Origin of the sequence: Stenotrophomonas sp. PE591, from assembly GCF_018320795.1 — a bacterium.
Taxonomy (GTDB): domain Bacteria; phylum Pseudomonadota; class Gammaproteobacteria; order Xanthomonadales; family Xanthomonadaceae; genus Stenotrophomonas; species Stenotrophomonas maltophilia.
In genome coordinates, this window is sequence record NZ_JAAOKO010000011.1 from 25824 (window position 1) to 46039 (window position 20216).

The 20216-nt window shown below is 67.7% G+C and carries 17 protein-coding genes and 1 tRNA gene; 9 read left to right on the top strand and 9 right to left on the bottom strand.

What is annotated here, in order from left to right:
- Positions 1 to 221 precede the first annotated feature (221 nt).
- A tRNA-Arg gene (locus JLDANKMP_RS19705) sits at positions 222 to 298 on the bottom strand.
- A gap of 149 nt (positions 299 to 447) precedes the next feature.
- Between JLDANKMP_RS19705 and ubiA the strand changes: the two genes are divergently transcribed.
- From ubiA to JLDANKMP_RS22365, 3 genes are all read left to right on the top strand, one after another.
- Positions 448 to 1341 carry a 4-hydroxybenzoate octaprenyltransferase gene (ubiA, locus tag JLDANKMP_RS19710; protein ID WP_005411493.1) on the top strand — a complete coding sequence of 298 codons (894 nt, stop codon included), beginning with the start codon at positions 448 to 450 and terminating at the stop codon, positions 1339 to 1341.
- 478 nt (positions 1342 to 1819) lie between these two features.
- A complete protein-coding gene (locus JLDANKMP_RS19715; RefSeq protein ID WP_005411492.1) occupies positions 1820 to 3244 on the top strand; it encodes a TIGR00366 family protein in 1425 nt (474 codons plus the stop codon).
- Between the two features lie 273 nt (positions 3245 to 3517).
- Positions 3518 to 3685 (top strand): hypothetical protein, encoded by a 168-nt coding sequence (locus JLDANKMP_RS22365; protein ID WP_249337014.1) that lies wholly within the window; start codon positions 3518 to 3520, stop codon positions 3683 to 3685.
- Between the two features lie 51 nt (positions 3686 to 3736).
- Here JLDANKMP_RS22365 and JLDANKMP_RS19725 read toward each other — a convergent pair whose 3' ends face one another.
- Positions 3737 to 4363 (bottom strand): YiiX/YebB-like N1pC/P60 family cysteine hydrolase, encoded by a 627-nt coding sequence (locus tag JLDANKMP_RS19725; protein ID WP_212561909.1) that lies wholly within the window; start codon positions 4361 to 4363, stop codon positions 3737 to 3739.
- Positions 4364 to 4445: 82 nt separating this feature from the next.
- On the opposite strand from JLDANKMP_RS19725, the gene JLDANKMP_RS19730 reads away from it, so the two are divergent.
- From JLDANKMP_RS19730 to JLDANKMP_RS19740, 3 genes are all read left to right on the top strand, one after another.
- Complete coding sequence (locus JLDANKMP_RS19730) at positions 4446 to 4958, top strand: hypothetical protein (protein WP_212561910.1); 513 nt, start codon at positions 4446 to 4448, stop codon at positions 4956 to 4958.
- 73 nt (positions 4959 to 5031) lie between these two features.
- Positions 5032 to 6870 (top strand): M3 family metallopeptidase, encoded by a 1839-nt coding sequence (locus tag JLDANKMP_RS19735; RefSeq protein ID WP_212561911.1) that lies wholly within the window; start codon positions 5032 to 5034, stop codon positions 6868 to 6870.
- Positions 6871 to 6872: 2 nt separating this feature from the next.
- Entirely contained in the window at positions 6873 to 8192 is a 1320-nt protein-coding gene (locus JLDANKMP_RS19740; protein WP_212561964.1) for a TPM domain-containing protein, read from the top strand.
- Between the two features lies 1 nt (position 8193).
- Here the strand turns inward: JLDANKMP_RS19740 and JLDANKMP_RS19745 are convergent, their stop codons facing one another.
- From JLDANKMP_RS19745 to JLDANKMP_RS19755, 3 genes are read right to left on the bottom strand one after another with little or no spacing between them, the layout of a single operon-like run.
- Positions 8194 to 8865 carry a VOC family protein gene (locus JLDANKMP_RS19745; protein WP_212561912.1) on the bottom strand — a complete coding sequence of 224 codons (672 nt, stop codon included), beginning with the start codon at positions 8863 to 8865 and terminating at the stop codon, positions 8194 to 8196.
- 54 nt (positions 8866 to 8919) lie between these two features.
- Positions 8920 to 9999, bottom strand: coding sequence for an alpha/beta fold hydrolase (locus JLDANKMP_RS19750; RefSeq protein ID WP_212561913.1), 1080 nt, complete (start codon positions 9997 to 9999; stop codon positions 8920 to 8922).
- 13 nt (positions 10000 to 10012) lie between these two features.
- Positions 10013 to 10840 (bottom strand): AraC family transcriptional regulator, encoded by an 828-nt coding sequence (locus tag JLDANKMP_RS19755; protein ID WP_049417720.1) that lies wholly within the window; start codon positions 10838 to 10840, stop codon positions 10013 to 10015.
- A gap of 186 nt (positions 10841 to 11026) precedes the next feature.
- On the opposite strand from JLDANKMP_RS19755, the gene JLDANKMP_RS19760 reads away from it, so the two are divergent.
- From JLDANKMP_RS19760 to JLDANKMP_RS19770, 3 genes are all read left to right on the top strand, one after another.
- Positions 11027 to 11428 carry a hypothetical protein gene (locus JLDANKMP_RS19760; protein WP_212561914.1) on the top strand — a complete coding sequence of 134 codons (402 nt, stop codon included), beginning with the start codon at positions 11027 to 11029 and terminating at the stop codon, positions 11426 to 11428.
- 217 nt (positions 11429 to 11645) lie between these two features.
- Positions 11646 to 14048 (top strand): TonB-dependent receptor, encoded by a 2403-nt coding sequence (locus tag JLDANKMP_RS19765; protein ID WP_212561915.1) that lies wholly within the window; start codon positions 11646 to 11648, stop codon positions 14046 to 14048.
- Complete coding sequence (locus JLDANKMP_RS19770; protein WP_212561916.1) at positions 14048 to 15349, top strand: aminotransferase class V-fold PLP-dependent enzyme; 1302 nt, start codon at positions 14048 to 14050, stop codon at positions 15347 to 15349. Before JLDANKMP_RS19765 ends, JLDANKMP_RS19770 begins: the two co-directional genes overlap by 1 nt.
- 973 nt (positions 15350 to 16322) lie before the next feature.
- On the opposite strand, the gene JLDANKMP_RS19775 is transcribed toward JLDANKMP_RS19770, so the two are convergent.
- From JLDANKMP_RS19775 to JLDANKMP_RS19790, 4 genes are read right to left on the bottom strand one after another with little or no spacing between them, the layout of a single operon-like run.
- The gene (locus JLDANKMP_RS19775) at positions 16323 to 17837 is read right to left on the bottom strand and encodes a PLP-dependent aminotransferase family protein (protein WP_059035718.1); all 1515 of its coding nucleotides are present in this window, start codon (positions 17835 to 17837) and stop codon (positions 16323 to 16325) included.
- A gap of 9 nt (positions 17838 to 17846) precedes the next feature.
- A complete protein-coding gene (locus JLDANKMP_RS19780) occupies positions 17847 to 18446 on the bottom strand; it encodes a DUF6436 domain-containing protein (RefSeq protein WP_049395335.1) in 600 nt (199 codons plus the stop codon).
- Positions 18446 to 18724: a hypothetical protein gene (locus JLDANKMP_RS19785; protein WP_005420041.1), complete on the bottom strand. Its 279-nt coding sequence runs from the start codon at positions 18722 to 18724 to the stop codon at positions 18446 to 18448. Before JLDANKMP_RS19785 ends, JLDANKMP_RS19780 begins: the two co-directional genes overlap by 1 nt.
- A gap of 55 nt (positions 18725 to 18779) precedes the next feature.
- Positions 18780 to 20195 (bottom strand): PLP-dependent aminotransferase family protein, encoded by a 1416-nt coding sequence (locus tag JLDANKMP_RS19790; RefSeq protein ID WP_212561917.1) that lies wholly within the window; start codon positions 20193 to 20195, stop codon positions 18780 to 18782.
- Positions 20196 to 20216 lie beyond the last annotated feature (21 nt).

The window sequence follows — 20216 nt, forward strand, 5'->3', positions numbered from 1 at the left end:
ACGGTCATCTTGTTCGAACAGCGGCACCACCGCCGATGGCGGGTGGCGGGTGGCGGGTGGCGGGTGGCGGGCAGTGGCTTGGCGGGGTGACGCTGAGCGCGCGTGCGCCATGGTCGAGGGTGGTGACTAAGCGCAGCAAGTGGCGTAATGGTGCATGGGTTGATGAAGCACGCGGCAACGTCCAGCGCGGGCTGGCGGCGTGCAGGCAACACAGGGGAAGATGGCGCGCCCGGAGGGATTCGAACCCCCGACCAATGGCTTCGGAAGCCACTACTCTATCCGGCTGAGCTACGGGCGCGTTGTAGAACCGCCGCGCCGTCGGCCAGTGCCGGGGCGGGCGTCGCAGCGCCATGAGGCGGTGCGGGACGGGCATTCTATCCAGTTTCGCCGAACAAATCTCCCCCCACCGGCAAAGCCCTGCCGGAGGGGCAGGAGTATCCTATCGCCATGGCTGATACCCCCCTCACTTCGCCGCAGTCGCCGGCGACGCCGCGTTGGCGGCATTACTGGAGTCTGATGCGCGCTGATCGCCCGATCGGCACGTTGCTGCTGCTGTGGCCCACCTGGTGGGCGTTGTGGCTGGCTGCCGGCGGCCTGCCGCCGCTGTGGACGCTGTTCGTGTTCACCGCCGGCGTGTGGCTGACCCGCTCGGCCGGTTGCGTCATCAACGACTACGCCGACCGCTGGCTCGACCCGCACGTGGAGCGGACCAAGGCGCGTCCGCTGGCCACCGGCGCAATCAGCGGCCGCGCCGCGCTCGCCCTGTTCGCGGTGCTGATGCTGGTGGCGTTCGGCCTGGTGCTGACCCTGAACGGGCTGACCATCGGCCTCAGCTTCATCGGCGTGTTCCTGGCGGCCAGCTACCCGTACCTGAAGCGCTACACCCACCTGCCGCAGGTCTACCTGGGCATGTCGTTTGGCTGGGGCATCCCGATGGCCTTCGCCGCTGTGCAGGGCGAGGTGCCGATGCTGGGTTGGCTGCTGTACGCCGGCAACATCCTGTGGTCCACCGCCTACGACACCTGGTACGCCATGGTCGACCGCGAGGACGACCTGAAGATGGGCTCGCACTCCACCGCGATCCTGTTCGGCGACCTCGACCTGGTCATCCAGGGCGTGCTGTACGCGCTGTTCCTGGCCACCATGGCGCTGGTCGGCGTGCGTGGCGGGTTGGGTGGGTACTATCTGGCCGGCGTGGCCGTGGCCACCGCGCTGGTGGTGTACGAGTTCTGGATCTGCCGCAACCGCGAGCGCGGCCCGTGCTTCAAGGCGTTCCTGCACAACAACTGGGTGGGTGCCGCGCTGTTTGCCGGCATCGCCGTGGATCTGGCACTGCGTTGAGCCCAAGGTGAGGTAGTGCCGGCCGCTGGCCGGCTGCACCCGTGCGCGATCCCGAGGTTGCCGGCCAGCGGCCGGCACTACCGCCACCCACCACCTGCGACCGTCCCCGGGTCTGGTAGAGCCGGCCGCTGGCCGGCTGCACGACCATCCCAATTGGGAAATTGCCGGCCAGCGGCCGGCGTTACCGCCTTCCACCACCTGCGATGATGCTTGGATCTGGTAGAGCCGGCCGCTGGCCGGCTGCACCCGTGTGCGATCTCGAGGTTGCCGGCCAGCGGCCGGCACTACCGCCACCCACTACCTGCGACCGTCCCCAGATCTGGTAGAGCCGGCCGCTGGCCGGCTGCACCCGTGCACGATCCCGAGGTTGCCGGCCAGCGGCCGGCACTACCCTCCTCCGCGACCTACGACCAATAGGTGGCTGACAGACCGCACCCCACCGCCCAGAATCGATCCATCGAACCTGGGAGGGTAGGCGATGGCCTCGACGGCAGCAGTACAGGACGGCTGGATGGCGCGCGCAGCGCTGCGCTCGGCCGCCTGGGCGGAAAAGTGGTTCCCCGATGCGTACGTGTTCGCGGTGCTGGGCGTGGTCATCGTCGCGCTGGCCGCGATGGGCTTCGGCTCGACCCCGCAGGCCACCGCCAGCGCCTTCGGTGACGGTTTCTGGAGCCTGATTCCCTTCACCATGCAGATGGCCTTCGTGGTCATCGGTGGCTACGCCGTGGCCACCGCGCCGGTGGTCGCACGCTTCATCGATTTCCTCGCCCGGGTGCCGCGTACCGGCCGCGGTGCGGTGGTGTACGTAGGCCTGGTCAGCATGCTCGCCTCGCTGCTCAGCTGGGGTTTCTCGCTGGTGTTCGGTGGCCTGCTGGTGCGTGCGCTGGCCCGTCGTACCGAACTGCGCATGGACTACCGCGCCGCGGGTGCTTCGGCGTACCTCGGCCTGGGTGCGGTGTGGGCCATGGGATTGAGCTCGTCGGCCGCACAGCTGCAGGCCAACCCGGCCAGCATGCCGCCGGGCCTGGTCGAGATCACCGGCGTCCTGCCGTTCACCGAAACCATCTTCCTGTGGCAGTCGATCGCACTGACCGCGGTGCTGATCCTAGTCTCGCTGCTGATCGCCTGGTTGACCGCACCGGCCGCCGGCAGTGCCCGTACCGCTGAAGACTTCCCCGGCGCCGCGCAGGCCGAGCCGGAGCCGTTGCAGCGCCGCACGCGCCCGGGCGAATGGCTGGAGTACAGCCCGCTGCTGACCGTGCTGCTCTCGCTGCTGGCGTTCGGCTGGCTGTTCAACGAGTTCGCCAACAAGCCGGTGGTCACCGCCATCGCCAACCTCAACACCTACAACTTCCTGTTCATTTCGCTGGGCCTGCTGCTGCACTGGCGGCCGCGCAGCTTCCTCAACGCGGTGGCCAAGGCGGTGCCCAGCACCACCGGCGTGCTGATCCAGTTCCCGCTGTACGGTGGCATCGCGATGATCCTCACCCACGCTGCCGGTGGCGACGGGCAGACACTGGCGCACCGGCTGTCGAGCCTGTTCGTGCACGTGGCCAGCACCGATACCTTCGCGCTGGTGATGGGCGTTTATTCGGCGGTGCTCGGCTTCTTCGTGCCCTCCGGTGGTGGCAAGTGGATCATCGAGGCGCCGTACGTGATGCAGGCCGCCAACGAACTGAAGGCACACCTGGGCTGGGCGGTGCAGGTCTACAATGCGGCCGAAGCGCTGCCGAACCTGATCAATCCGTTCTGGATGCTGCCGCTGCTGGGCGTGCTGGGCCTGAAGGCACGCGACATCGTGGGCTTCACCTTCATCCAGCTGCTGGTGCACATCCCGCTGGTGCTGGGCCTGCTGTGGCTGCTGGGCATGACCCTGGCGTATGTGCCGCCGGTGATGCCCTGAATGCTGGGCTTGCTTGCCTGCGTGAGTTGGGAAGCCAGCCTCCTTCCGCGCGTGTTTCCGGCTGAGAACGCCATGAATGCGCGCCATGCTGACCACTGCATGAGCACATGCCGAACCCGCATGAATTCTTCAGCCGCTTGTGCCACAAGGGCTTCTGCGCGTTCATTCACAGGCGTACACGCAGATGTAGCCGCGCACCCACGCGTGATTAACCATTCGCTGCAGACGATGGCCACGTCCACCGCATTCCGCGAGTGGCTTTGGAGATCGGACATGGCACAGCAGAACCAGAACCCGAACCAGAAGCAGCAGCAGGGCCAGCAGAACCAGCAGGATCAGCAGCAGGGTCGTGGCCGCGACCAGCAGCAGCAACAGCAGCAGGAACAGCAGCAGCGCAACCAGCGCAACCAGCAGCAGGGTGGGCAGGACGAGGAAGAGTGACCTCGCCACCAGCTCCGGTGATGCGAAGCCCCGCCCCGTGCGGGGCTTTGCTTATTCCAGCACGCCGACACGCTGCAGCACCGGCGCTGCCGACATGTCGTTCGGATTGGTGCCGGGCTGATCCTGCGGTACGTCCATGCCCATGCCGCGGTACAGATCCACCCAGTGCTGGGCGATCTCCCCGGTCTGCGGGTTGCGGAAGTTCATCGGCTGCAATGCGAACACGTGGTGCGCACGGAAGGCGCGTTCGATGAAGTCCGAGCAGTAGTAGCTGTCCTCGCTCAACACATACGACGTGTTGTACGGCTTGCCCAACATCGTGCGCGCGGTGGCGACCGCATCCTTGATGGCCGCCTGCTGCGGCGCATGCAGGCGATAGACCACGATCTGCCGCTGCTTGGCGCGCGCCTCCTGGCGGAACTCGACCAGCGATTGCCGGCGCGATCCTTTCTCGTCCGCATGCAATACCTCCCGGCCCTTCGGCGTGGAAGCGACCAGGGCGACGTGATCGAAGCTGGGCGCGCCCTGCTTGCCGGTGGCATCGTCGATGGCCGCACTGAGGCCGCTGCGGCCGGCGGTGACAAACAGCAGATCGCCTTCGTGGACATCGACGGCCATCGCCACCGCTGGCCACAGGACGGGCAGCAGCAGGCCGATCAGGAGCAGGAGGCGATGCATGAGGACTCCCGGACAGGCGGAATGCCGGAATTGTAGGGCGCGCGGTAGCATGGAGCGACCGGACCGGATTCAGGATGAGCCCATGTGTCGATACCGTTCTGCCGCACTGCTGATGCTCGCCTGTGGCGTGGTGCTGGTTGCCTGCACGCCTGCGCCGCAGCCGCCGCAGACAGCGGGCGAAGCCGGGCCTGCCGCAGCGGCGCCGGCGATCACTGCCGCCGAGCCCACACCTGTGGCTGCACGCAGTGAATGCCCTCACCCGGAATTCGATACATCCCTGAAGCATTTCGGCAATGAGATCGCGCTGCAGGAAAAGGCTACTGCCGATCCACTGCTGGACAGTTACATCGATGCGGAGGCCGAGCCGGAACCGCGCAAGGTGGAAAGCCGGTTGGCGCTGGCCGATGTGGAGTGGCCGGTGATGCCCGATCCTGCCGCGTTGGCCGGGCAGGGCCGCGAAATGCAGATCAGCCCCCTGGCCGATGGGCAGCGGCAGGTGCAGATCCGTATGCCGGACAGCAGCGACCAGCAGACCTACACCTTTGCGCAGACGCCGTGTTGGACACTGGTCAAGCGTGAGGACGAGTCGATCTGAAACCTGATCCGGCACAGGCGCGGCGGGCCAGTGACTGCTAGGCTCGATCCCTGGTCCAGGCAGGGAGACGCCGATGCAGGCTTTCAGGAAGCACGCCACCACCACCGCCATCGCAGCTGTGCTGGCGATAGCCTCCCTCTGCGGCGCCCAGGCACAGTCGGTGCATGCCGATGACCGCGCCTACTTCGCCAATGCCACCGCCGAACAGGCCGCGCGTGACGCACTGGGCAAGCGCGTCGAGGCTCTGCAGCAGGCGTCCACCGTTGCACCCGCGGAACGCTTCCGGCAGGCCGAGGTACTGGAGGCGCAGTGCCTGGGCCATCACAGCTACCTGCACCTGCAGGCCGCCCGCAATGCGCGTGATCAGCGTCCGGCCCAGGCGCTGGACCAGGTGATGGGGCTGTGCAGCCGCATTGCCCGCAGCGGCCGCGCCGCTCTGCGCGAGGCGCCCGCGGATGCGCCATGGGCAGCACCCTATGGCTTCCTGCGCGCACGCGCGTTGAAGGAGGCCGCCGCCCCGGCCAACGCCGCGCTGGATGAGGCCGTGGAGGCACTGGCCGATCCGGCGCTGGACAGCTTCGCGCGCCTGCGTGGGCAGATCCTGCGCAGCGCCGAGTACCCGCAGATCGAGCACGGCGGCCGGCACTGGGACACGGGGCGCGACAGGCAGGCACTGGCCCGGCAGCCCGACCGCGCCCTGCGCGAGGCGGGCTGGAAGGGCTACTGGCAAGGCCTGCAATCGCGCCGTGAGCCGATGGCGTCGGTGCTGCTGGGGCTGGTGCAGGTGAATGACGCTGCCGCACGCCTGCAGGGTGACGGCTCGGCGCCGGCACATGGCTATCAGCGCATGGGCCTGGATACTGCCGCAGTGGATGCAACGCTGGCGGCGATCGAACAGCACGCGGGAGACCGCCGCGCCTACCAGGAGATGCTGCTGCACCACGCTGCGCGATCGGGCATCGACGCGCCGCAGATCTGGGATACCACGGTGCCGGATGCCGGCTACACGCCACCGGTGCTGACGCTGGCGCAGCTGCGCGACAACGCCGCCGATGCCATGCAGCACCTGGGCCCGGCGTACGTCGCTGAACTGCGCGCGCTGCTCGATCCGGCCAGCCACCGCATGGATCTGGCCACCGAACGCGGTGACCGCAGCCAGGACGCGTTCTCCGTGAGCGCTCCCGGTGTGCCGGCAATGCTGTTCGTTGGTGTCCGCAGCGGGGACCTGGAAAGCGATGTCGAGATCGCCCATGAAGCTGGCCATGCCGTGCATGGCGAGTGGATGCAGCGGGGTCATGCGTCGCCGCTGCAGCGCAATGGCAGCCAGTGGCTGACCGAGGCGTTCGCGATCTACAACGAGCTGCGCTTCCGCGACCAGCTGTACCAGCAGGCACAGGACCCGCGTGCCAAGGCCTACTACCTGAAATCGCTGCTGGACGACATGGTGCTGCAGCTGTTCACCTCATCCGAGGAAGCGCAGCTGGAGCAGTCGATCTACCAGGGCGTTGCCGCCGGCACGCTGGGCACCGCCGACGACCTGGACGCGCTGACCGGGCGGGTGCTCGCACGCTTCGGCCAGCAACCGGAGCGCTACCCGCAGCTGCGCAACGCCTGGATCGGCAAGCGCCTGATGTATGAAGACCCGAACTATCTGGTGAACTACCTGTATGCGGGTCTGCTGGCCGTGCAGCTGTATGTGCAGGACCAGCACGATCCCGAAGGGTTCCGTGCGCGCTATCTTGCCGTGCTTGGCGAGGGCTTCGATCGCGCGCCGAACGAGCAGGTGGCGCAACTGCTGGGGCACGCGCCTGACTGGGCGGCCCTGGTGGATGCCGATCTGCAGGTGTTCAACCAGACGGCGGCACAGCTGCAGGCGCTGCATGCGCAGATCGAGGTGGAGCAGGGAACGTGAAGATGCTGCGCAGGATGACGTGCACCTGGGCCACGGTATGGCTGTTGATGCTGTTGTGCCTGTTGCCGAGGGTGGTGATGGCCGGTGCCGCAGTCCCTGCGCTGGATGATCCGGTGGTGGACGCCGCCAACGCACTTTCGGCGGATACCCGCGACAAACTGCGCACGCAGGCATTCCAGTTGCAGGCGCGCACCGGCGCGCAGCTGCAGGTGATGGTAGTCAACCATGTTGGCGACGAAGGCATCGAAGCTTACGCACAGCGGGTGTTCGACCAGTGGCAGCTGGGCCGCGAAGGCGTTGACGATGGCGTGCTGCTGCTTGTGGCCGTGCAGGACCGCCGTGTACGCATCCAGACCGGTTACGGCGTGGAGGGCGCGATACCCGATGCCTATGCCGCCCGCATCATCGACAAGGCGATCGTGCCGCGCTTCCGCGATGGCGACCTTGACCAGGGCGTGCTGGATGGAACGAAGATCGTGGTCGCGCTGATCGAGGGCGAGGACCTGCCGGCATCGGAAGCGCCATCGATGCGCAACGTGCTGCCGCCCGATTGGCGCAGCGCGGACTCGGTGGTTGCACTGACGCTGCTGGCCGGCTTCCTTGCGGGTCTGTGGCGCTCGCCGCCCTCGGCGCAGGCGCACCCGAAGCGATTGCCGGCCTGGGCCCGCCCGCTGCTGGTGACGGCCGTGGTGGCCGCGGGCCTGCTGGCGGCGGCCATGTGGGCGCCACGCCAGGCACTGGCAGCGCTCTGCATCGTATTGGCGTTGTGCGTACCGGTGGCGAGCCTGCTTGGCTGGTGCTGGCACCGCAGTCACGGTGTGCGCGTGGTGCTGCTCGGCATGCTCGGGGTCAGTTCGGGGTTCTTCGTGGTGATGGTGGTGCGTGGCCAGTTGCCACCCAGTCTGGCCCTGCACACGTTGCTGGACCTGGCGGTAGGCATCGTGGCCATGCTGGTGTTCTTTCTCGTACAGGCGTGCCGCGCGCGCTGGCACAAGGACCGCAGCAGCTTCAGGGTGAGGTGCGCAGTGCTGTTGCTGCTGACCGCTGGCTACGTGCTCTTCGCACTGCTGGCCATCGATCGCGCCGGCCCGGTTGCGCGCTTCGCCACGACGATCGGGTGGAGTGCCGGCACGCTCGTGCTGTACTTCACCTGGATCTTCACCATGCTGCCAGGTGAGAAGGCACGCGGCAGCCGCAGATCATCCGGCGGCCACCGCAGCGCGTCCAGTTCGTCATCCAGCAGTTCGTCGTCGAGCAGCTCCAGCAGTTGGTCCGGAGGCGGCGGCCGCAGCGGCGGAGGCGGCGCGTCGGGCAGCTGGTAGATCAGGTTGCCTGCACACGCCAGCCGAGTGCAGCGTCCTCCACAACGCCCGGGCCGGCCACGTCGCCGACCTGCAGCAACAGCCCCTGCGCATTGGGCAGGTCCTTCTGCTCGGGGAACCAGCGCCGGTCCGCAGCAACCACGATCAGCAGGCCTTCGTCGTCGCCCATCGGCGCGAACTGCGCCGAAGGCGGGCTGATCGGTTGCAGGCCGAATCGCATGCTGGACTGTTCGCGCACGGCATCCACATCGTGGCTGGGCAGGCCGACCTCGCTCAGGCAGGTCAGTTCGCTGCCGTGGAAGGCGCCCTGATGCGTACTGTCGGGCAAGCGGCGGCGGCCGATCAGTTCCAGGATCAAGCCATCGGGGCCAGTGAAGTACACCGACTGCGATCGCCAGCTGCTTTCCAGCGCGAAGTAATCCAGCCCTGCTGCATTGCGCTGCAGTGGCGTGCGTTCGCGCAGCCAGGTCATTGCCTCGCCGAAGCGGTTGTCCGGTACGTTGAAGGCCAGGTGCACGCCTCCGAGCGGACGTCCTTCAGCGGGCTGCAGTTCGATCGTGCTCCAGCCGATGTGCACGTGGTTGCCGATCACGCGTTGCTGCAGGACATCGTGAAAATACGCAGCGACGGCGCCGACATCGGAGACCGGCAGGGTGAGGTGCAGCAGGCGCATGATCGTTCCTCCGTGGACGCGACCACTGTAGCGCCGGGCGCAGCGCGAAGGCCACTAGCGCAGTGAATGGTCGAAGAACCGTATCGCTGCATCCACTGCCTGCGCGTGGGTCTGTGCCTTTGGCACCGACGTAGTGCACAGGTCCTGCAGCCGCTGCTGCCCGGTCTCTGTGCACGCGGCCAGGAAATCATAGTGGCCCACATCGGCCAAGCGCTGCATTTCCGCGCCCGGAATCAGGGCCCCGGCGGCCGCGCCATTGCTCTGTGGAGGTGCAACCGCGTCCGCTTCGCCCAGCACGATCGAAACCGGCTGCCGCAACGAGGACAGCTGCTCGGGCGCAAATGCCTGCACGATTGCTGGCGCCAGCAGGAATACCGCGCGCACGCCGGGGATCGCGCGCGATTCGTTGGCGCGGGAGATCCATGGCAACAGTTCCGGCGAGCTTGCAGCGGTAATACGGGCTTCCATCGTGTGCGTGGCGGCTTCCTGTTGGGGCCGGCAGACACCGTCATCCGGATGCGTGGTGCAGAAGGCCAGCAGTCGCTGCAGGCTGGGCCGTGCACCGGCTGCCAGCAGCGCGGTGTAGCCACCGGCGGAGAATCCGACGACACCCAGACGCTCGGTGTCGACGTGGGGACCGAGCACGGGATCAGCCTGCACGGCAGCCAGCGCAGCGCGCAGATCATCCGCGCGCAGCCAGCTCAGCAAGCTGCCGGCCAGCGTCATCTCGTCGGCACCGTTGTTGCCGGGATGATCGACCGCGATCACCAGATAACCGTTCCGCGCCAGCGCCGTGCCCAACCAGCCCATCATGCGTGCGCTGCCGCCGTTACCGTGCGACAGCAGCAGCGTCGGCAGGCGAGCCCCCGCGACGGGAGCCTCCATCGCGGCATGTCCGACCTCGAACAGCGGCGCGTCGGGCGGGCCGATGGTCAGGGCGGTTTCCCGGCTGCCGGCCAGCGCTGGGTACCAGACCGTGTAGCGCAGCGCGTCGTGGTGCTGCCCATCGCGTACAGCCGCGTTGGCCACCGTGGTGGCGCCGTGGCGCTCGCCGGCCGCCTGCGTCTCGCTGCCCTCGGCGATGGCAGTGGAGACCATGAGGATCATTCCCAGCACAGCGGCCATCATGCGCATCTTCAGTTCCTTGTCAGTTGGGACGTTCGTCGACCGGCAGCCAGATCTCCACGCCGCCGTTGCCGGTGTGCTCGTCGAAGCGGGTGTCGTAGCGCTCCAGATCGGGTGCATTGGCCAGGCTGAGGCCGGAGCCGGGCAGGTAATGATCCAGCAGCCAGAACCAGGTCGAGCGGATGGCCGAGATGTGCCCGCCGTGCCAGGCCACAAGATAGCGGCGCGCCGGCACGTCCACCCGTTGCCAGTGCGCCGGCACGGTCGGCAGCGCGCTGGCGGGCAGTGCGGCAATGTAATCGAAGCCGCCATCGTCGTCGCTGTTGCAGCACACACCGAAGCTGATTGGAGCGGGCGTCGGCCATTCGCGGTTGAGCTGCGCCCATTGGCCGGGAATTGCACCGCCACTGTCGCGGGTATGCCGCATGCCGATGCCCGCCACCTGAAAAGCGGGTGTGTCGAGCAGTCGCGGCGCCTCACCGCAGGGCGCCGGCGCATCGTCCACGCGGATCGCCTGTACCAGCGCCAGGCCATCGGTGCCCTGTTCGCGTACCCGTTCCGGCGTCTGCCCGAACTGTTCGTTGAAGGCGCGGGTGAACGCGGCATGGGTGGTATAGCCGGCTCCGAGCGCGACCTGCAGGATATCCCCCGCCCCGTCGGCCAACCGCTGCGCCGCAGCGGTCAGGCGCCGTCCCCGCAGGTAGCGCACCACCGAGGTGCCAGTGCGGGCCTGGAACAGGCGTGACAGATGGAACGGCGACAGCCCCGCTGCGGCGGCGATATCGGCCAGCGCCAAGGGCTGGTCCGCATGGGTTTCGATGTACCACAACGCCTTGCCTGCCGCGCTCATCCTGCCGTTCCCCGCATCCAATGCCGGCACAGTAGCGGATCGGCAGGCGCGGCGTTTAGCAGTTCTTGCGCTGCCGGGGCTTTGCGTCTGCCTGCGTACCGGCAACAATGCGTGCTTCATGGACGTGATGAGGGGCAGGGAGATGCGATCGACGACGTGGGATGCCAGGCCAGCGGAGCCCGGCCGATGTTCGAGATGATCGAAATGCTGCTTGCCCTCTGGGTACTTCCCAGTCTGTTGACCCTGGCGCTGATGCTGCTGATGTTGTTCGGCGCGCCACGGTGGCGCGGCAATCCCTGGGTGTACCGTGTCGGCTTCGCGTTGCTGGGCGGGTTTCTGACACCGACGTTGTTGGGGGCCGGTCACGGTGGGTTGCCGTGCGCGACTATCGGCGGGCTGGTGATGATACTGACGCAGCTGCAATGGATCGGCGATCTGCAGGTCGACTTCATGGGGATCGGGATTCGCAACAGGGGCATCTGGATCATGTCCACCCCCGCCTTGGTGGTGTTCGCCGCCATGATGTTCGTTCCGCTGCGAACGGCACGGCCGGCCCGTTTCGGCTTTGGCGACGACGCCAACGGCTAGCCGCAGTGTGCGGGGATGGGGCGTGGGTCTTCATTGCCACCCATGCATGGCGTGGATCTACGGATGAGCCCTGGCAGGGGCCAACCTTGGTTGGCGCATCAAGCTGTCGTACTGACGTCATGCCTCCTTCACACATCGCGCCGAGACTGCGCGCCTTGTCCAGGCCTGTTGTGTGCGCACAGGTGCTGGCCCTGTCGCGTCCTCCCGGAGCCCTGCCGTGCATCGTTCGAAGCTTTCGCGTTCCATCCTCCTCGCCCTTTCCATGGCCAGCGCAGGAGGCGCGATCGCAGCAGAAGCCGATGCGGTCGATGCCGCCGGCGGCAGCCACGCCGCACCCACCCAGCTCGACGCGATGCTGGTCACCGGTACCCGCGCCTCCAACCGCACCCAGTTCGAAACACTGGCGCCGGTGGACGTGTTCACCAAGGAAGACATCACGTCCGTCGAATCCACCGACCTGAAGGACGTGCTGGCGCAGCTGGTGCCGTCTTTCGTGGTGCAGCGCCTGCCGATGGCCGACGGCCAGGTGTTCGTGCGTCCGGCCACCCTGCGTGGCCTGTCGCCGGACCAGACCCTGGTGCTGGTCAACGGCCGCCGCTTTCACCGCAGCGCGCTGCTCGGCAACCGTGGTGCACAGGCGGCCGACCTAGCACAGATTCCGACCAGCGCGATCAAGCGCATCGAAGTGCTGCGCGACGGCGCATCGGCGCAGTACGGCTCGGACGCCATCGCCGGTGTCATCAACATCATCCTCGAGGATGGTCCGGGCACCGAGATCACCGCCGGCTATTCGCAGTACGCGCAGGGCGACGGTGCCTCCCGCGACTTCAGTGCGCGCACCGGCTGGTCGCTGGGCGACTATGGCAGCCTGGTGCTGTTCGCTGAATCCTCCAATTCCGATGCCACCTCGCGCACCCGCCAGCGCCCCGATGCCATCGCCTTCCAGTCCGCACATCCCGAGCTGGACGTTCCCAACCCGGTGCAGCGCTGGGGCCAGCCGGAGCTGGAAAGCCGCCGCGTCGGCTTCAACGTGAAGGCCGACGCCAGCGAGACACTGGAACTGTATGCGCTCGGTCTGTACAGCCACAGCGACGGTGTCAGCGATTTCAACTGGCGCAACCCGGACACCACCACCGGCGCGTATCGCACCACCGCCATCTTCCCGGGCTGGAACCTGCGTTCGTTGTACCCGGTGGGCTTCAGCCCGCAGTACGGCAACGTCCAGAACGACCTGCAGCTGGTCGGTGGCCTGCGCGGTGAGATCACGCCGAAGCTGCGCTGGGATGTAAGCGCCTCGTATGGCCGCAATGCCATCGACTACAGCCTGAAGAATTCGATCAACGCCTCGCTGGGTCCCGCCAGCCCGACCGCGTTCGATCTCGGCCGCCTGACCCAGACCGAGAAGAACGCCAACGCCGACTTCAACTACGAATGGGACGTGGCCGCGCTGTCCAAGCCGATCAACGTTGCCTTTGGTGGCGAGTTCCGCCAGGAGACCTACCAGGTGCGTGCCGGTGATCCGGCTTCGTACGCGGTGGGCCCGGGCGCCGCCGCTGGGCTGGAAGCCAACTCCAACGGTGCACCGGGCTTCTCGGCCAGCCAGGCCGGGCAGTGGAGCCAGCGCAGCAAGGCCGCCTACGTGGACATGGAGGTGCCGCTGGGTGAGCGCTGGAGCATCGGTGCGGCCAGCCGTTACGAGGACTTCTCCAGCTTCGGCAGCACACTGGATGGCAAGCTGTCGGCGCGCTTTGCGATCACCCCGGACGTGGCCCTGCGCGGCACCGTGTCCAGCGGCTTCCGCGCGCCGACGCCGGCGCAGCTCAACACCACCAGCACCACTCAGGGGTTGGATACGCGCACGCTGCAGATCTTCACCAGTGGCCGCCTGTCGCCGAACGATCCGCTGGCGCAGCTGCTCGGTGCCCGGCCGCTGAAGCCGGAAGAATCGCGTACCGCGTCGCTGGGCCTGACCTGGCGCACCGACCTGGGCCTGTCCGGCTCGGTGGATGTCTACCAGATCAAGCTCACCGACCGCTTCAGCCAGTCGGCCAGTTTCGCCATTCCGGCCGGTACGCCCAATCCGCTGGGCTATACCTCGGTGAACTACTTCACCAACGACTTCGACACCACCACCACCGGCGTGGACGTGGTTGGCAACTACCTGCGCGACCTCGGCGCCGGCCGCATGACGTTGACCCTGGCCTACAACTACAACCGCACCCGCGTGGACAACGGCAGCACCTCGGTGGCCACCAACGAAACCCAGCGCGTGCTGTTCGAAGACCGGCTGCCCGAGCACAAGGGCAGTCTGACCAGCAGCTGGGACATCGGTGCCTGGTCGCTGATGGCGCGCATGCGCTACTACGGCGCCTGGACCGATTCCAGCGGCAACGCGGTGGGCGACATCTACCAACGCTTCGGTGCGATGAGCTTCCTCGACCTGGCCGTGGGCTATCGCATCAACGAGCACCACAGCCTGCGCGTGGGCGCCGACAACGTGTTCGATCGCTACCCGGATGAGGCCACGTTCCAGGCCAGCCGTGGCCTGGTCTACTCGCGCAACGCGCCGTACGACACCGACGGTGCCAACCTGTACGCGCAGTACCGGCTGACCTTCTGATGGACGCTCGTCGTCGTTCCCTGCTGCGTGCCGGCACCCTGCTGCCGGCTGCAGCTGCGCTGTCTTCACTGCCTGCCAGCGCCGCTGCGCGCTACGCTTCGCCGATGGAGATTCCCTCGACGACCGTGGCGCCGGACGTGCTGGCCCACGATGAAGGCTATTGGGCCGCCGTGGCCAGCCACTTCGACATCACCGATGAAGTGAACCACCTGGAGAACGGCTACTGGGGCGCGATGGGTCGTGAGACGCTGGCCAGCTACCAGCGCCACACCGCTGAAGTGAATCGTGGCAACGCTTGGTATGGGCGCCGCGCGTTTCCGGCGCAATACATGGCGGTGCAGCGAGAGGTAGCCGAACTGCTGGGTGTGGGTGCTGATGAGATCGCACTGACGCGGGGGGCCACCGAGGCGATGCTGGCGCTGATCGGTGGCTACAACCGCCTGCAGCCCGGCGACCAGGTGCTGTATGCCGACATCGACTACGACAGCATGATCGGCGCGATGCGCTGGCTGGAGCAGCGTCGCGGCGTGCAGGTCGAGCGTATCGCGCTACCGGCCGTGCCCGACCACGCGCAGATCCTGCAGGCCTACGAGGCCGCGTTCGCGCGGTTGCCGCGCCTGAAACTGGTGCTGCTGACCCAGGTCAGCCATCGCCATGGGCTGGTGCTGCCGGTGGCCGAGATCGCCGAGCGTGCGCGCGCACGCGGTATCGATGTGATCGTTGATGCTGCCCATGGTTTCGGTCAGATCGACTACGCCGTGCCGGATCTGAAGGCTGACTTCGTGGGCATCAATCTGCACAAATGGATCGGCGCGCCGGTCGGCGTCGGCGCGATGTACGTGCGCAAGGGGCGCGTGGCGGACCTGGACCCGTACATGGGCGAGACCGATGATGGCCGTGTCGGCAGCCGCGTGCACACCGGTACGGTCAACTTCGCCGCCTACCTGGCACTGCCGGAGGCGATTGCCCTGCATCAGCGCATCGGCGTGGCCAACAAGCAGGCGCGGCTGCGCTACCTGCGCGAGCGCTGGACGCTGCCAGCGCGGCAGATGGCGCACATCGAGGTGCTGTCCTCGCCGAACCCGGCGCTGGCCAGTGCGCTGGCCAGCTTCCGCCTGCGCGGGCGCACCGGCGTGTCTGACAACATGGCTCTGCAGAAGCGACTGCTGGATGAGCATCGGATTTTCGCCACGTATCGCGATGGCCTGGAATCGGGTGCCTGTGTACGCGTGACGCCATCGGTGTTCACCCGGCCGGAGCAGATGGATGCGCTGGTGAAGGCCCTCTCCGCCTTGGCCTGACCCTGCTTTGCTGGGTGCCAACCTTGGTTGGCACATTCCAACCGTGCCGGGGAATCTTCCGCCGGCCAGCGGCCGGCGCTACCGATCTAGTGGGTGCCAACCTTGGTTGGCACATTCCAACCGTGCTGAGGAGTCTTCCGCCGGCCAGCGGCCGGCACTACCGGTCGGGTGGGTGCCAACTGTTGGTTGGCACATTCCAACCGTGCCGGGGAATCTTCCGCCGGCCAGCGGCCGGCGCTACCGGTCGGGTGGGTGCCAACCTTGGTTGGCACATTCCAACCGTGCCGGGGAATCTTCTGCCGGCCAGCGGCCGGCACTACCGGTCGGGTGGGTGCCAACCTTGGTTGGCACATTCCAACCGTGCCGGGGAATCTTCCGCCGGCCAGCGGCCGGCGCTACCGGTCGGGTGGGTGCCAACCTTGGTTGGCACATTCCAACCGTGCCGGGGAATCTTCTGCTGGCCAGCGGCCGGCACTACCGGTCGGGTGGGTGCCAACTGTTGGTCGGCACATCCCATTCCACGATCTACCTCCGATCTGGTGGGTGCCAACCTTGGTTGGCACATTCCAACCGTGCTGAGGAGTCTTCCGCCGGCCAGCGGCCGGCACTACCGGTCGGGTGGGTGCCAACCTTGGTTGGCACATTCCAACCGTGCCGGGGAATCTTCCGCCGGCCAGCGGCCGGCACTACCGGTCGGGTAGGTGCCAACCTTGGTTGGCACATTCCAACCGTGCCGGGGAATCTTCCGCCGGCCAGCGGCCGGCACTACCGGTCGGGTGGGTGCCAACCTTGGTTGGCACATTCCAACCGTGCCGGGGAATCTTCCGCCGGCCAGCGGCCGGCACTACCGGTCGGGTAGGTGCCAACCTTGGTTGGCACATTCCAACCGTGCCGGGGAATCTTCCGCCGGCCAGCGGCCGGCACTACCGGTCGGGTGGGTGCCGACCGTTGGTCGGCACATCCCATTCCAGGGCTACCGCTCGATCGCCGGCAACGCATCGGACAACAACAACCGATCAATCCGTCGCAGCGCACTCTCCAGCTGTCGGCGGTCCGCCGCCAGCCCCAGCGACAGCCGCACGCCATTTGGGTAAGACACGCCTTGCGGGCAGAACGCCGAAGATGGCGCAATCGCCAGCCCCTGCAGCTGTGCGGTACGCACCAGCGTGGCGTCGGTCCACGGCGCTGGTACCCGGCACCAGGCATGCAGGCCTTCCGCGCGCTGCAGCAGCGATGGCGCCAGCAGGTAGCGCGCCATGCGCATGCGCTCGCGTGCCTCGGTGCGCACCTGGGCCAGCAGTGACTGCGCCGAACCATCCAGCAGCAGCTGGCTGGCCAACGCCGAGACCAGCGGATGGCCCATCAGCCGCGTCGCCCGCAATGCAGCCGTCATCGCCTCGGCGTGCGCAGCGCTTGGGCACTGCACGAACGCAGTGCGCAGGCCGGGGCTGATCACCTTCGACAGCGTCGCCACGTAGAACACATGGCGCGGTGCCAGCGCCGCCAGCGGTGTCGGTGCATCCTCGGCGAGGTGCCAGTAAGGATCATCTTCGATCGCCAGCAGGCCTTCCCTCTCCAGAACACGCGCCAGCGCTTCGCGCCGCTGCAGCGGCAGGGTCAGCGCGGTCGGGTTCTGGCAGGTGGGATTGAGATAGACCAACCGCGCGCCGCTTTCGCGTGCCAGCCGGGCCAGCGCATCGGGGCACATGCCGTGTTCGTCGCTGTCCACCGGCAGCAGCCGCCGGCCCAGTGCGGCGGCGGCCTGCAGCAGGCCCGGATAGACCAGCGCATCGCAGAGGATCGCATCATCGTCGCGGCCCTGGCTGACCAGGATCGCGGCAAGCGCCACCTGGGCGCCTTCGGTCAGCAGCAGGCAGGCGTCGTCCACCTTTCCCAGCATCGGTTGCAGCCAGCGCGCCGCTGCGTGGCGGTCGGTCGGGTTGCCGCCGCCCAGGTGATAGGTCATCAGGTTGGGCGCGTTGCTGCGTGCAAGCACGGCGGCGGCACCGCGGCGCAGGGTCTCGGCCAGCGCATCGGCGTCGGGCACCGGCGGCACGTTCATGCTCAGGTCCACCACCTGGTCGAAGCCGGCCTTGGGCGGTGCGATGAAACTGCCTTGTGGCCCGCGTGCTTCGATCAGGCCGCGCTTGCGTGCTTCATCGAAGGCGCGGGTGACCGTGGTCAGGTCGATGCCGAGCTGCTGCGCCAACGCACGCTGCGAGGGCAGGCGCTGTCCGGGTGCGAGGCCGCCACGGCGCACCGTGCGTTCCAGCGAATTGACGATGCGCAGGTAGATCGGCCCGTTGTGCGCGAGCACGTCCTGCACCCATTCGCGCGCTGCGACATCCGGTCGCGGCATGTACGGAGCATGTCGGGGCGTATCGTTGCTTCCAACGGCGGGAGCCTGTCCATAACCATCGGTCGGTTCGGACAGGTGACCGCCGTTGTTGTTTGCGGCGGCCGCACCGGCCAGCGTCAGTGATGTCATTGCGCGTCCTCAGCGCTTGGCCTGCCAGGGGCAGTAGCAGCCCACGGCAAGCAGTCCTTTCGGGCGCACGGTTTCGCCGCGCACCAGTCTGTCCAGCAGCGGTTCGACAAAGCTGTTGGCCGAGTTGCAGACCATGCCGATGCTGTACGGCCCCGCATAGGCGAGGTGGCCCTGGCGATCCCAGATGGCTACGGCGGGGCTGGCCGGGATGTGTTCGATGCCATCAATGGTCGGCAGGTTGATCACCTTGTTGCGCAGCGGCTCGGGCAGCTCTCCCTGCGTACCCGGGCGGCGGATCGCATAGAAGTCGATGCCGGCGCGGCGGTACATGCTGATCAGGTAGCTCAGGTGCGCACCGGTCTCGCGGTTGCACACGCTGCAGGCCGGGTCCCAGAAATGCACCACGCGGATGCGGCCGGTATCACCGGCCAGATCGGCCGGCAGGCGCAGCTGCGAATCGTCGAAGACGATGGCCTGTTCGGTGAAGGTGGACTGCGCGCTGTAGCCGAAGTACTGCCACAGCGCAGCCGCGACGCCAGCCATGAACAGGCAGGCGAGGGCGATCATCGTCGGCAGCAGCCAGCGGCGACGCGGCGCGGCTGCGCCCATCAGGACGCGTCCCCGCCGAACTTGTGCACGTACTGCTTGCGCATCTCGCGGCAGGAATCGGCCTGCGCGCGGCGCTGGATCTCGCTACGCGACGGATCCTCGCTGCGCTGCACGCACTGCTCGATGGCGTGGCGTTCGGCGGCCTGCACGTCCACGGTCTGCGGCTGCAGGCAGACCCAGGCCAGCGCGGCCAGCATCAACACCACAAAGCCACCGCACCCGGCCATCACCAGGTGGAACTTCAGTTTCTCGGCGCGCATCGATGCACGTCCCTTCATCCATACATTGCATACAAAATATCATCTTGTATGGATGAAGCGCCATGTGCCCGGTTCAGACGATGGCGTTGTGCCGGGCCTCGGGGGCTTCGGACAGAATCTCGTTCAGCTTGGCCAGCGCCCCGGCCAGCGCGCCCTGGTCGACCGCGCCGCCCAGCGACAGGCGGATCGCGTTGCCCGGCGGCGGCTCTTCCACGCTGAAGGCATCCGAGCTGGCGATGCCCAGGCCCTGTTCCTGTGCGGCCTGGATCAACCGGTACTGGTCCAGCCGTGGCGGCAGCGGCAGCCACACATGCAGGCCGGCCGGATGCGCCTGGGCGCGGGGCGGCAGGAACTGCGCGGCAATCGCCTGGCGCTCGCGCAGTTCCTGCTGGAAGCGCTGCACCATGTCCCGGGCCTGGCCGCTGCGGATCCACTGCGACGCCACCGCCACCATCGACTGGGTCGGCATCAGTGCGATCGCACGCAGGGCGTCCAGCACCGGTTCCATCGGCTCGCCGGCCGGCACCACCAGGTAGGCGGTGCGCAGGCCCGGCGCCAGGCACTTGGACAGGGTGGAGATGTAATACACCGGGCAACCGGCGTCGCGGTGGGCGGCCAGCGGTGGCGCGGCGTCACCGGCCAGCAACCAGTAGGGATCGTCTTCGATCACGGTCAGATCGTGGCGCTCCGCCACCGCCAGCAGGGCCTGCCGGCGCTGCGCCGACATCGTTGCCGTGGTCGGGTTCTGGATGGTCGGCACCAGGTACAGCAGGCGCGGGCGGCGTAGCTGGCAGGCTTCTTCCAGAGCCTCGGGCAGCATGCCTTCGGCGTCCATCGCCACCGGCACCACGCCCCGCTGCAGCACGCGCGCGGCGGCCAGCAGGCCCGGGTAGGTCAGCTGTTCGGCGGCGATCAGCTCGCCCGGCTGGGTGCGGGCCAGGATCAATGCGCACAGCGCGGTCTGCGCACCGGGACAGATCACTACCTGGTCCGCGCCGACCGTACCCAGCATCGGTGCCAGCCACTGTACGGCGGCGGCGCGGTCCTCGCGGGTGCCGGCGCCGACGTGGTAGCTCATCAGTTCGCCCTGGCCCAGCTGCTGGCCCACGTGCTGGAAGCCGGCCTCCATGCCCTGTGCGAACGGCGCGCTGCCCAGCAGCGGCGGGATGTTCATGCTCAGGTCGACCGAGGTGCTGCGGTTGCCGGCCGACAGCGCGATGAAGGTGCCGCCCGCGCCCTGCGCGTCGAGCAGGCCGGCCTGGCGCAGTTCGGCAAAGGCGCGGGTGACCGTGGTCAGGTCCACGCCCACCTGCTGGGCCAGGTCGCGCTGCGGCGGCAGCCGGTCGCCCGGGCGCAGCACGCCGTCATCCACCGCCTCGCGCACCTGCTGGGCAATCTGCAGGTACAGCGGGCCTGCGCCCTCGCGGAAGGGGCGAACCCAGGTGCGATTGGGGTGTTTCAGGCGGCGGCCGGCGGCAGGTGGCGTCATCGGACAGTTTTTTCCATACGT

Coding starts and splice junctions, on each gene's coding strand:
- JLDANKMP_RS19745 (WP_212561912.1), bottom strand. CDS start 8,865: ATGCGCCTGCTGCACCTCACCCTGCCGGTCTCCGATGTCGGCGCCGTC.
- JLDANKMP_RS19730 (WP_212561910.1), top strand. CDS start 4,446: ATGTGTCGATACCGTTCTGCCGCACTGCTGATGCTCGCCTGTGGCGTG.
- JLDANKMP_RS19785 (WP_005420041.1), bottom strand. CDS start 18,724: ATGAAGGGACGTGCATCGATGCGCGCCGAGAAACTGAAGTTCCACCTG.
- JLDANKMP_RS19725 (WP_212561909.1), bottom strand. CDS start 4,363: ATGCATCGCCTCCTGCTCCTGATCGGCCTGCTGCTGCCCGTCCTGTGG.
- JLDANKMP_RS19770 (WP_212561916.1), top strand. CDS start 14,048: ATGGACGCTCGTCGTCGTTCCCTGCTGCGTGCCGGCACCCTGCTGCCG.
- ubiA (WP_005411493.1), top strand. CDS start 448: ATGGCTGATACCCCCCTCACTTCGCCGCAGTCGCCGGCGACGCCGCGT.
- JLDANKMP_RS19715 (WP_005411492.1), top strand. CDS start 1,820: ATGGCCTCGACGGCAGCAGTACAGGACGGCTGGATGGCGCGCGCAGCG.
- JLDANKMP_RS19735 (WP_212561911.1), top strand. CDS start 5,032: ATGCAGGCTTTCAGGAAGCACGCCACCACCACCGCCATCGCAGCTGTG.
- JLDANKMP_RS19775 (WP_059035718.1), bottom strand. CDS start 17,837: ATGACATCACTGACGCTGGCCGGTGCGGCCGCCGCAAACAACAACGGC.
- JLDANKMP_RS19790 (WP_212561917.1), bottom strand. CDS start 20,195: ATGACGCCACCTGCCGCCGGCCGCCGCCTGAAACACCCCAATCGCACC.
- JLDANKMP_RS19760 (WP_212561914.1), top strand. CDS start 11,027: ATGTTCGAGATGATCGAAATGCTGCTTGCCCTCTGGGTACTTCCCAGT.
- JLDANKMP_RS19780 (WP_049395335.1), bottom strand. CDS start 18,446: ATGGGCGCAGCCGCGCCGCGTCGCCGCTGGCTGCTGCCGACGATGATC.
- JLDANKMP_RS22365 (WP_249337014.1), top strand. CDS start 3,518: ATGGCACAGCAGAACCAGAACCCGAACCAGAAGCAGCAGCAGGGCCAG.
- JLDANKMP_RS19740 (WP_212561964.1), top strand. CDS start 6,873: ATGCTGCGCAGGATGACGTGCACCTGGGCCACGGTATGGCTGTTGATG.
- JLDANKMP_RS19755 (WP_049417720.1), bottom strand. CDS start 10,840: ATGAGCGCGGCAGGCAAGGCGTTGTGGTACATCGAAACCCATGCGGAC.
- JLDANKMP_RS19750 (WP_212561913.1), bottom strand. CDS start 9,999: ATGCGCATGATGGCCGCTGTGCTGGGAATGATCCTCATGGTCTCCACT.